The following is a 10,221-nucleotide window of genomic DNA, read 5'->3' on the forward strand; positions in this document are numbered from 1 at the left end:
GTTGATCTGGGAGTAGGTGCGTGGCATGCGCTGTTCCTCGCGGGAGATAAGACGTTGTTATCTCTCGCAAGTCGCACTTCAAACTTGAACCCACCCCGCTACACTTTCATGTTGCGTAAGGTTTCTTATGGAACCTAATTGGTCGCAAAGGACCCAGGGGGCCGTACTTCAGTTCAGTGCGGCTTAGAGAAGAGTCGCACGCATACTATTGGAGATCATTGAGCTGGATCCGGGCGAAAAGGCGTTCATCTGCATGCAACTGCCAGCGCAGTTCGTCATCGACGCGGTCACACAGGCGGCGCAGTTCCTTGACCGCCCTGGCCCATGCCCGAAAGAGTAGCCGACGGGTGTCTCAGCGCCTTCATGGCTACCGCCTTTGCCCAGGACGCGCCGGAGGGAGCAAGCACCCAGCGGAGAGCAGTCGCCGACCAGGTCAGGCCCCAAGTGCCCAAGCACGCAGGCGCATCGACATCGCCGAACAGGACGTGCTGGCGTGACTTTCCCAGGCAGCCTGGCCAGACGGAATTGCGCATGCGTCATCCGGCGGCCAACTGGATGATGCCGGTCAGAATCGTGGCGCCGACAGGTATGGCAGGCCGTGTTTGATCGCTGAGATCATGCCCGGCCGTCCGCCGCCGATCGAATGTTCTTGAACGGTGCCGCGTTAGTTCGCCCAATGTTCGATGAAAGTAGAAATTGCTTATCCACAACCCCACCGCCATCGCTGCTGGGGCCCCTTCCACGCGATCTGTTCGGGTGCGGCACGCGCGGGAGGGGCGATGAGGGGAGGGTTCAAACCGCTCTGCCCTAGTAAAGTCTTGGTTTGCGCGTTTCCTATCAGCTCGCAAAGCTGCCAGAATGGCATCTGTCGCAGGCACGTTGAGGTACCATGTTGAAGGTTCTCGAGTTCCTGTTCTGCAGTTTGTTCTCCCTGCTGCTAACCCTGATTGATCCGGCCGTCGCGGCTCAGGCGGTGCCCGCGTCGGGGCCGGCGGAGGCTCAATCGGCTGCTCCACCACCCGAGAAGATGACTGAGCTTCTAAAGCTTCTCGATGATCCGGATATTCGGAGCTGGATCCAAAGCCATACGGCGACCAGGGGCACGAGCGAGATCGAACAGGAAGCCACGCTGGAGATCGAAGACATCCAAGCTCAAGTCCGAAGCCGCTTTCAGGCAATTGGCACCGCTCTTCCGACAGTACCATCGGAAATCGCGAATGCGACCAGTAAGGTAAGGCAGCAAGCAAGGGAGAGCGGCTTTGCGCCTGCGGTCGTACTTTTGCTTGGTATCGTCGGCGTCGGCACTGCGGTGGAATGGCTTTTCCGCACGAAGGGACGCAAGGCCAAATTCGAAAGCGGCATCCTGACGCAAGCCTATGCCGAATTCGGGCCCTTGCTCGTGTTCACCGCCGTTGCAACGCTGATCTTCCTGGCCGTGAGTTGGCCGCCTCTGCTTCGAGTGGTGATCCTGTACGCCCTACTCGCTGTGATCGGCTATCGTCTGGCATTGGGACTGTGCCGCCTTTCCTTGGGCGTGGGCAGTACGTCTCATTTTCACTACGTTCGCATGCGGATCTTTGGTGCAGTCCTGGCCTTTGGCATCGCGATCTGGGCCATGTGTCGGCCGCTCGGTGTCAGCCCCGACGCGCGCGCCCTGATCACCTATGTCTGTTCGCTCATCCTTTTGCTCATCTCCATCGAAACTGTCTGGCGGCGCCCCTTGGACCGCTCTGGCAAGCCGCCAACTCGCTCGATCAACATTCTCGCCTCTCTGTATCTGCTTGGCCTCTGGCTATTGTGGTGCGTCAATTTCGCAGGTCTTTTCTGGCTCGGCATCTACGCGATAGTCCTGCCGAAGATACTCGCGGCGACGAATCGTGTGACAAAGGCGTTCGTGCTTACCAGATGGGACGAGGAGAAGGCGGATACGCCTCGGGTGGTGCTACTTGTTCGCGGCGTGCGAGCGATCGTCATCCTCCTCGCCGTCGGCTGGCTTGCGCTGGTCTGGCACTACAATCCCAACAACATCACGACGGAAAGCCCGCTCATCCAAACAATTGTCTACGGCCTTTTCAAAAGCGTTATCATTCTCCTTATCGCCGATTTGGGCTGGCAACTTGCCAAGAGCTACATCGACCGCAAGCTGACGCCTGCAGAAGGCGCGGCTTCGATGACGCCGGACGAGCAAGCCCGGCGCGCGCGCATGCGCACACTGTTGCCGATCTTCCGAAACGGCCTGGCGGTGGTCATCCTCTGTGTCGCCGCCATGACGATTCTTGCAGAGATGGGGGTACAAATCGGTCCCCTGATCGCCGGGGCCGGCATCTTTGGCGTGGCAATCGGTTTCGGGTCGCAAACGCTCGTGAAGGACATCGTCAGCGGCGTTTTCTATTTGATGGACGATGCCTTCCGGGTCGGAGAATGGATCGAAAGCGGCAGCTACAACGGCGTTGTGGAGTCCTTCAGCCTAAGGTCGATCCGGCTGCGGCACCACCGCGGCTCAGTGTTCACCGTTCCATTCGGAGAACTCGGCGCGATCCGCAACGGCAGCCGCGACTGGACCGTCGACAAGTTCCGCGTCCGTGTTCCCTTCAAGACTGACATCAGCAAGATCGGCAAGATCGCAAAAGATATCGGCAAGCAATTGTTGGAGGATCCCGAACTGGCGCCGCATATCATCAAAACCCTCAAGCTGAAGGGGGTGGAGCAGATCGGCGAATTCGGCATCGAGATCAGCTTCGGCTTCACCGCGCGGCCAACCGGCGAACAGACCGCGATCCGGCGTCAAGCCTACACATTGATTACACAGGCCTTCGCCGAGAACGACATCTCGTTCGCCCAACCCACGTTCCAGGTCGGCGGCGACGAGAAGGATACAGCAGCGGCGGCAGCGATGTACAAGCGGCAGACGGATCTGGCTGTCCAGAAACAGGCAACAGATAGTGGTGGCGGCAAATCTGACATCTGAGGAACACCGTAGCGGAGCCCCATCAGCCCAATCATCGCAGCGCCGATATTCAACGCCCGTTTGACATGTTCGGTATCCTGCCGCCCTCGGCCTTTGGCGCGCAGCTTGTGGGCGCGCTTGGCCCACGGTCGGCGTCGCATCTTCAGCGCAAATTTGCGACGGAACCAAAGGAGTTGCGCCGCAAGCCTTCCAGCCGACCTGCCGGCCAAAAAGTGCCGTCTGTCAGGAATGACATGGAACCTCGATCGCGCGCGTCACCGGGGAATGCACGCGGCGGGATGTGGTGGTGCACACCGCCGCGGTTTCGCCCCGCCGCCGGCGGTGGATCGTCTTTCATCGTCATGGCGCCGGAAGCAGGAAAAGGGTCAGGGCAAAGATCGCATAGACGATGAGGATCATCGCGCCAACGAACCAGGCGGAGCGGCCGCCGTTCGTCACCAGCGCAGCCGCCATGGTCGCGATCAGCATCATCACGATGGCGCCCGGCCAGAACTGCAGGCTCATCGGTTGCGGCCCGATGACATAGCTCAGGAGCACAAGGACCGGCCCCACGAAAAGTGCGATCTGCGCGGCGCTGCCAAGTGCGATGCCGACATGGAGGTCGAGGCGGTCCTTGGCGGCGGCAGAGAAGGCCGTTGTCATCTCGGCGGCGGCGCCGACGATAGCGACGACGACGAAGCCGACGAAGGCGGGCGACATTCCCAACGTTTCGGCCGCGATTTGCACCGAGGACACGAAGGCCTCGCTGACGAGCGCGACCAGCACGGTCACCAGCGCGAGGGTCACCAGGGCGACTGTGATCGGCCAGGTCTCCTCATCCGCCTGGCCATGTGAGAGCTGACCCGGCGCAGCCTGATATTTCCATTGAGAGCAGCAGCTCCATCGCTGCGACTTCCTCAACGACGCCAACAACATCGTTCTGGTCGGCGGTCCCGGCACGGGCAAGACGCATATTGCCAACGCGATCGGTGTCCAGGCCATCGAGCATCACCACAAGCGGGTGCGGTTCTTCTCGACAGTCGAACTGGTCAACTCGCTCGAGCAAAAGAAGGCTCAAGGCAAGTCGGGGCAGATCGCCAATCGGCTCGTCCATTCCGATCTCGTCATTCTCGACGAGCTAGGATACCTGCCATTCAGTGCCTCAGGCGGAGCTTTGCTCTTCCATCTGCTGAGCAGACTCTACGAGCGCACCAGCGTCATCATCACCACCAACCTCAGCTTCAGTGAATGGGCAAGCGTGTTCGGCGACGCCAAGATGACCACCGCGCTGCTCGACAGGCTTACCCACCACTGCCACATCCTGGAGACCGGAAACGACAGCTTCCGCTTCAAGAACAGCTCGGCTCATGAGCCCAAACTAGCAAAGGAGAAACGCAGGAACTTGACCACCACGACCAACACGAACGATACCTAAAGGCGGGTCAATTCTCGGTGGAAACGCCGGGTCAGCTCTCAGTGGAAATCAACAACGGGACCTCCGATTCTGGCTCCCTCGCCTCCCCCGCCCTGAACAAGTCGAACTGCTGCTTCATGCCGGTGACCTCATTTGGCTAGCGGACCGCGGGATAACGGCGCGGAAGCCATCGCTCGAATATGTCGACGAGGAAGCCGAGGCGGACTTTGCCCCTGGCCGTATCCGATTTGAGAACACCAACATTTAGCAAACTCGACAGCACCGTCCGTGCCTGCCGTTCCTGATAGCCCGTCAGCCCCTGGATCTGCGATCGGGAAAACTCCCCGCTGATGGCGGCTTTACGCAGGAGGGGCCAGCTCCCCTTCGGAAACCGTTGCATCTGGACCTCCTCGTTACACCAGACCTCGATGCGGTTCAGCAACTCCTCCGGCTTGAGGAGTTCCTCCATGAACGTGACCTGGTCGAGACAGCACGACAGGAAGTACGAGGTGAATTCCGTCAGTTCGGCTTGCGTCAGGTTGCCCCGCCCATCCAGATCACCACGCCGAGGCTGATCGGCTTGGGACAGAAGGCGTTTGTAATCCGAAAAATTCCCTGGCAAGCCCCCCGGGAAACAGACCACAGTTCAGAGCCGATCCCGAGGTCGCGCAAAAGAGCGTGCGAAAACAGCCGCGAGACGCGCCCGTTGCCATCAAAGAACGGATAGATCCATGCCAAACGATGGTGAGAAGCGCCAACGCCAATGATCCGCTGTAGCTTGGAAAGCATCTTCAAGCCGTAGCCTTCAACGAACCGCCCAAGCAGCGGCTCGATCATGTCGGGCCCCGGAGCGATGTGCTCTCCTACCTTGACATGCCGCGTCCGCAGTTGGCCGGGATCATTCTGATTTCTTCGACCGTATCGGGGTTACGAACAATCAGCAGCTCCTCAGGCAACCGCCGGCAAAATTCACCATGAATCCAGCAGATTCCATCGATCGACAGGACAGGAAACGGCATGTCCCCGCGATCGACGAGTTGCGCGCGAGGCTAAATTGGACCACAGGCTTCCCCGGCATTCGGTTGCAAAAACCACCAGACCTGATTTCATTCCCAATGCTAGGCTCCGGAACTGGCTTGGAGGGAAGCGTTGGAATTTGTCGTTCAGGAGTTGAAGGGGAACGAGCAGCCATTGAGGCTGAGGTTCTGGAAGCCGAGGCGCGCATCAATGTGCTGCGCGAGGACATGGTGGCGCTCGATAGGGTAATTTGATGCATTCCGCTGTCGAGAGCAGCCGCCCAGCCTCACACAGAACATTCAAGATTGCAGCCGTCTTGTTCATTCTGGGTAAGACCTCGGGCAGCACGGTCGAAGTGCCGCGTTGTCGCTTCGGGTGGGGCGGTGGCGGGCGCTTGGCTGGGGTCGATTCCGGATCGAATGAGACTTTTTCCGCGGCGTTGAAATGTCGTACTAGTCTCTCAGGATGGCGTCGAGTTTCTCCGGGTCCCGCACGCCGTGGGAATAGTGCCGGAGGATTGAGCGCGCCAGACTGCGAGCGTCCGCGCTGCCTTTGGCGATTCCTCTTTCGCTGCAGAGCTCTTCGAACACCTTCTGGATCGTCACCAGATCTTCCGGTGCGAACATACCCATCTCCGCGGAGTCGAGAACATTGATCATGACGCCCCCTGTGCAGATTGGGCGAGCCCCTGGACGCGGCATCGCGCAGCCCCTCATCATCGCACCTCTGCCGAAATAAGCCAGCACTCGCGCCTGACACCGAAACGCTGCGCGGCAAAAAATCTGGCTACCCCATTTTGGAGACACTATCCGATGTCCGACAAATACCATTCCTTTGCCGAACTCCTGAATGCATGGGCGCGCCGGAACCACGCTATTCGGTGCGCTCATAGGCCGGGCGATGTGGCACGCACAGGAGGTCAGGAAGTCTCGCCGCAAGCTCTTCGGTGCGGAGTTGCTATGGGAGCTGCCGATTGCCGTTGGCATGGCTTTGATTGGCGAGGGTTGGCATCATGGCTGCAATTTGGGCAGCCGGTTTCTACCGGCCTTATCGCTGCACTCGCTTATCTGGGACCGCGTGGTGCGGAGGTACTATTTATCCGCTGGTTTGGGGCGAAAGTGGGTGAAATCTCCTTCTCCGCGGAGGCGCGGTGGTGTTTCTTCATTCACTCCATTACCGCGAAGCTAGGCTGCTATCTTGCGCATCGCCGCCACTACTTCGCGCTCCTGGTATGGCTTCGAGAAGAACATCATATCTACCGGCAGGCTACCTTGTGATGGGGTCGAGTGACCGGACGTAATGATGACGTGAATTGGCGGCCAGCGGTCCCTGATCAGGGCTGCCAGTCGCAACCCGTCAATCCCACGTGGCATCTCGACATCGGTGAACACGATACATATGTCCAAGCGGTTCTCCAAGATCGCGACGGCCGCAGTTGCGTCTGCGGCCCCGATGGCTTCAAAACCGCCAGCCTCAACCATTTCCATCGCGGATAACAGTAGAAGAGGTTCGTCTTCGACGACGAGGACTGTTTGTTGGGGCATGCAGGCCCTCCGTCATCTAGAGATTGTACCTGTACGGGAATGAAGTCCGGTCAGGCTAGAACTCCACCGAACAGCGTTTGTTCCCCGCCCAAGCAAGCCGCCCGATCAGGGCTTGTGCCGGTCGAAGGCAGGCTGACGCAGGCCACATCTTGGACGCCCCAAGGGAGGAGCATGTTCAAGAGCCTTCTCGAGAAGTTCGGCCATCCTAGAAGCTCGACAATTCCAATGAGCATCTGATGGCGAACGTGTCGGTCCGATCGTCGCGTTTGTGAAAGCAGACCGGTATTCCCCGCTGATCGGGCGAACCCGAAATTAGGGGCGGTTCGATCGCCTTTCCTCCTGATGCAGTTCGCGCGCCAGACGCGCCCGAATTCGGAACAACCTGCTCTTGATTGTCCCGATAGAGCAATTCAGACGCTCGGCGGCGACCTCGTATGTAACGCCGTCAACCACAACCATTTTGACAAGCATTTGGCCTTCGGGCGTTAGCCGCGACAAAGCCCGTTGACACTCTACTGCGCGTAAATGCCACTCTTGTCCGGCAGGTGTCGACGGCGCAAACGATGAGCAGTCATCGACAAGGCTAGGACTTTCTCGCCGTTCGATTTTTGCGTTAGTGCAGAAGGTATTGCGCATGATCGTGAACAACCAAGACTTTAGCCTGGTACCTTCCTGGAACTTATCCAGATTGGCGATTGCCTTCACAAGTGTCTCTTGCACCAAGTCGTCTGCGCTGGAACTGGTCCTGCAAAGCCTTCGCGCAAAATTACGGAGAGCCGGCATGGACGCGACAATCTCGGCCCGAACGGTTTCGTGCGACATTGCGGCATTCCTCTATGCGGATAACTAGCCAAGGAATGCAGAGGCCTTCCATTAGTTCCAGCTAAATTGCCTGAGGCGGCCTGGCTGTCTTTGGGCCAATGCTGCGCCGCCGCGCGGATTCGGCCGAGATTACCTTTTGAGGGCGCCGCTCTTTCGCATGGTGCCGAAAAGGAGAGCCCCGGGTTAGACCGAGGCTCAATGGTCGTCAGAGAAACTGGGCATGTCCTTCCGCCAGGAGTGCGGAGGAGTTTGGCTGCATCCGCGAAGACATGCCCGCCACAGAAATAATACCACCGGTCGCCATCAAGCCACCAAGAAGAGCCCCCCGGGTAGGAGGCTCAAGCTAGTGGCTGAAAGGAGGTGGACGTGTCCCCGCCGAGGCTACAGGAGGGGAACCTGCAAGGTTGGCTCGAACCGACAGAGGCACGTCCACCATCCCAACAATGCTGGCCACCAATGGTTCCCACGACATCCGACTGGGTCAAAAAAGGCGCCGGCGGAGGACCGAGGCTCCAAGGCTGATTTTCGAGAATTCAGGGCCGCCCCGGCAGGACGAGTAGCGGGCCGGGGCCTTGCTGACCCACCGGCCCGCCGGCGGGCCCAGGCAAACCGGGCCTGCCCAAGCGGAAAGGAGCTATCCGCCGGCCGCTCAAACCGGTGTCAATGGGTAATGTTCCAAGCCGAACCACTAAAACCGAAGTGTGATTGTCCCGACGAACAGCAGCAAGCCCGCCCTACGCACCCCGTCTTCCTCTTCCCCGGCATAAACCGCTTCGAGGATGCCTTCGGCCTCATCCCGAACAGCGTTCCGGCCATCGCAGAATTGTCAAGGCCAAGCAAAGTCGGCCATACGCCACGTAGCGGTGCCAGAATGGTGCCTTGCCGTGACGAGCGCGCAAGCGGCCAATCTATCTTGAAACACCAGACCGCGATCATAAAGACCTGACAGGTAATTGTGCAGCCAGGAGACCCTCCTCCTGTTCGGGCGGACAAGCCAATAACTGGCTGCGAAGAGCTGCCGTTATCCTGCACTTGAGCCGACGAGCGGGCATGCCGGCGAGGGAGAAGTCGCCGGCATGGCGTATCCGCACCCAGGTGGTACGTGGCAAGCAGCCTGGGTCCGTCGCCCAAACCTTGATTGACACGGAAGGTTCCGGCGGGTTGGTGATTACCGCGCAACTTCCAACACGCGTGCTGCAATTCGCTCCCGGGCTTCGGCGATGGGGTCAGAGGGCGCCGAAAAGGGATGAGCCATGATCGCCAGCAACGCCTTTAGGTGGTCGCGTCCGCTGCAACGCAGGCGCGGTGCAAATGAAGCCATCGCGACCTGAGGCGCCGAGGGCATGAGGCGATCGAGTTCGGCGAAATTCGAAAAGACTTGCTGGTGATTGCCGTTCGCCAGACAGAAGGTCTCGACCGGCACCCCTTCCGCGAAGATCACGTCGTGGCTGTCGAGCAGGATGTTGAAGTATTCGATCGTGCCATTGGGAGCAGTGGGAGCGATTGTGCGGCCGTTTAGAAGGTATCGCGCCTCGATCAGGGCACCATCCATGTAAAGTGCATGGCCGATGGAAATGTAGAGGTCCCGATGCGGCGTTTGCCCGTCGAGACAGTGGCGCACAATGCGGATCGGGGCGATGTTCGGGTGCCACGTCGGCCCGCTCCGCTTGTATGCTCGATGGCCAACCCACCGAACCGGCTTTACCCCGCCATCAATGGTTTGAACGAGATCGCCGGCGCGGATATCCTCGATCGGCACCTCGCCCTTGCTTGTCAGGATCGAAGTACCGGGAAGGAAGCAGGCTCCATGGTTCTTGTACCAGCCCCATGCTTTGCCCTTGGGGGCGGCTTGGGTCGACGTTGATATGATGGATCCGCCCAGCACGCCCAATCCGGCTATGCGCGCACCAGTGGCCGCTGCCAGTCCGAGGAAGTGGCGGCGTGCCCGATTAAGCGGCACGCGTCTTTCCGTTCTATGCGACATGGTAGCTCTCCGTCCGTTGTGTGCCGGTCGTGTTTTTTGCAGGCGCGCGCCGCCAGTGAACTCAGGGGAAGGTTCGTCGGCCGAAGGAGCGGGCCTTCAACGTAGCACGCTAAATTTGCCACGCGGAAAGAGTGTATCCGTTTGTAAGCCACCATGCGATTAGCTCATTCGTTCTATACATCTTGAGGTGGGCGAACTGGGACGGCTGTGCGTCAGGAGCGAGCCGCTTCGGTGCGTGATGAACAAGAGCTCGGCGGAGATTATGCGGACCTGCCCTCGATGAGGCACGACTGCATTGTCCTGAGCGGGCCGGTGGGCTTTCCATCCGGGATATGTCCGCGGCCAGGATAATACTACTCGCCACAATGCCACCAGGAATGTCTTCATTCCTGCGCTACGTAAGCGGTGTTTTCAGGCCACGGCTTTGAGTTCGGGCTTTGCGGCGTAGGCCCATGGCAGCAGGTCATCGATCTGGCTATTTGAATGGCCGTTG

General features: G+C 59.4%; 9 protein-coding genes and 3 pseudogenes. 5 read left to right on the forward strand and 7 right to left on the reverse strand.

Annotated features, from left to right (window positions below; genetic code table 11):
- The first annotated feature begins 253 nt into the window (after positions 1 to 253).
- Together C7449_RS22515 and C7449_RS21350 are read left to right on the forward strand one after the other, a co-directional pair.
- Positions 254 to 340: a hypothetical protein gene (locus tag C7449_RS22515; protein WP_374828345.1), complete on the forward strand. Its 87-nt coding sequence runs from the start codon at positions 254 to 256 to the stop codon at positions 338 to 340.
- A gap of 549 nt (positions 341 to 889) precedes the next feature.
- A complete protein-coding gene (locus C7449_RS21350; protein ID WP_108004918.1) occupies positions 890 to 2,968 on the forward strand; it encodes a mechanosensitive ion channel family protein in 2,079 nt (692 codons plus the stop codon).
- 339 nt (positions 2,969 to 3,307) lie between these two features.
- Here C7449_RS21350 and C7449_RS21355 read toward each other — a convergent pair.
- Positions 3,308 to 3,790: pseudogene (locus C7449_RS21355) on the reverse strand (calcium/proton exchanger); the annotation flags it as partial.
- Between the two features lie 49 nt (positions 3,791 to 3,839).
- Here C7449_RS21355 and istB point away from each other — a divergent pair.
- Positions 3,840 to 4,382: pseudogene (istB, locus tag C7449_RS21360) on the forward strand (IS21-like element helper ATPase IstB); the annotation flags it as partial.
- 136 nt (positions 4,383 to 4,518) lie between these two features.
- Here istB and C7449_RS21365 read toward each other — a convergent pair.
- Together C7449_RS21365 and C7449_RS21370 are read right to left on the reverse strand one after the other, a co-directional pair.
- Positions 4,519 to 4,830, reverse strand: coding sequence for a hypothetical protein (locus C7449_RS21365; RefSeq protein ID WP_108004919.1), 312 nt, complete (start codon positions 4,828 to 4,830; stop codon positions 4,519 to 4,521).
- Positions 4,831 to 4,895: 65 nt separating this feature from the next.
- Positions 4,896 to 5,249 (reverse strand): Fic family protein, encoded by a 354-nt coding sequence (locus C7449_RS21370; RefSeq protein WP_108004920.1) that lies wholly within the window; start codon positions 5,247 to 5,249, stop codon positions 4,896 to 4,898.
- Between the two features lie 86 nt (positions 5,250 to 5,335).
- Here C7449_RS21370 and C7449_RS21660 point away from each other — a divergent pair, with 86 nt between their 5' ends.
- On the forward strand, positions 5,336 to 5,632 hold the full coding sequence (locus C7449_RS21660) for a hypothetical protein (RefSeq protein ID WP_146165126.1): 297 nt from the start codon (positions 5,336 to 5,338) through the stop codon (positions 5,630 to 5,632).
- 198 nt (positions 5,633 to 5,830) lie between these two features.
- Here C7449_RS21660 and C7449_RS21375 read toward each other — a convergent pair whose 3' ends face one another.
- The gene (locus tag C7449_RS21375) at positions 5,831 to 6,037 is read right to left on the reverse strand and encodes a hypothetical protein (RefSeq protein ID WP_146165127.1); all 207 of its coding nucleotides are present in this window, start codon (positions 6,035 to 6,037) and stop codon (positions 5,831 to 5,833) included.
- Between the two features lie 153 nt (positions 6,038 to 6,190).
- Here C7449_RS21375 and C7449_RS22290 point away from each other — a divergent pair.
- Positions 6,191 to 6,499: pseudogene (locus C7449_RS22290) on the forward strand (phage holin family protein); the annotation flags it as partial.
- A 63-nt stretch (positions 6,500 to 6,562) separates the two neighbouring features.
- Here C7449_RS22290 and C7449_RS21385 read toward each other — a convergent pair.
- From C7449_RS21385 to C7449_RS21395, 3 genes are all read right to left on the reverse strand, one after another.
- Positions 6,563 to 6,922 (reverse strand): response regulator, encoded by a 360-nt coding sequence (locus tag C7449_RS21385; protein WP_108004923.1) that lies wholly within the window; start codon positions 6,920 to 6,922, stop codon positions 6,563 to 6,565.
- Positions 6,923 to 7,234: 312 nt separating this feature from the next.
- A complete protein-coding gene (locus C7449_RS21390; RefSeq protein ID WP_108004924.1) occupies positions 7,235 to 7,744 on the reverse strand; it encodes a sigma-70 family RNA polymerase sigma factor in 510 nt (169 codons plus the stop codon).
- A 1,168-nt stretch (positions 7,745 to 8,912) separates the two neighbouring features.
- Positions 8,913 to 9,728, reverse strand: coding sequence for a Hint domain-containing protein (locus tag C7449_RS21395; protein WP_108004925.1), 816 nt, complete (start codon positions 9,726 to 9,728; stop codon positions 8,913 to 8,915).
- Between the last annotated feature and the right edge of the window lie 493 nt (positions 9,729 to 10,221).

Origin of the sequence: Mycoplana dimorpha, from assembly GCF_003046475.1 — a bacterium.
Taxonomy (GTDB): Bacteria; Pseudomonadota; Alphaproteobacteria; order Rhizobiales; family Rhizobiaceae; genus Mycoplana; species Mycoplana dimorpha.

Excerpts from the sequence above, each read along its gene's own strand:
- C7449_RS22515 (WP_374828345.1), top strand. The coding sequence starts at position 254 with ATGCAACTGCCAGCGCAGTTCGTCATCGACGCGGTCACACAGGCGGCG.
- C7449_RS21350 (WP_108004918.1), top strand. The coding sequence starts at position 890 with ATGTTGAAGGTTCTCGAGTTCCTGTTCTGCAGTTTGTTCTCCCTGCTG.
- C7449_RS21365 (WP_108004919.1), bottom strand. The coding sequence starts at position 4,830 with ATGGAGGAACTCCTCAAGCCGGAGGAGTTGCTGAACCGCATCGAGGTC.
- C7449_RS21660 (WP_146165126.1), top strand. The coding sequence starts at position 5,336 with ATGAATCCAGCAGATTCCATCGATCGACAGGACAGGAAACGGCATGTC.
- C7449_RS21375 (WP_146165127.1), bottom strand. The coding sequence starts at position 6,037 with ATGATCAATGTTCTCGACTCCGCGGAGATGGGTATGTTCGCACCGGAA.
- C7449_RS21385 (WP_108004923.1), bottom strand. The coding sequence starts at position 6,922 with ATGCCCCAACAAACAGTCCTCGTCGTCGAAGACGAACCTCTTCTACTG.
- C7449_RS21390 (WP_108004924.1), bottom strand. The coding sequence starts at position 7,744 with ATGTCGCACGAAACCGTTCGGGCCGAGATTGTCGCGTCCATGCCGGCT.
- C7449_RS21395 (WP_108004925.1), bottom strand. The coding sequence starts at position 9,728 with ATGTCGCATAGAACGGAAAGACGCGTGCCGCTTAATCGGGCACGCCGC.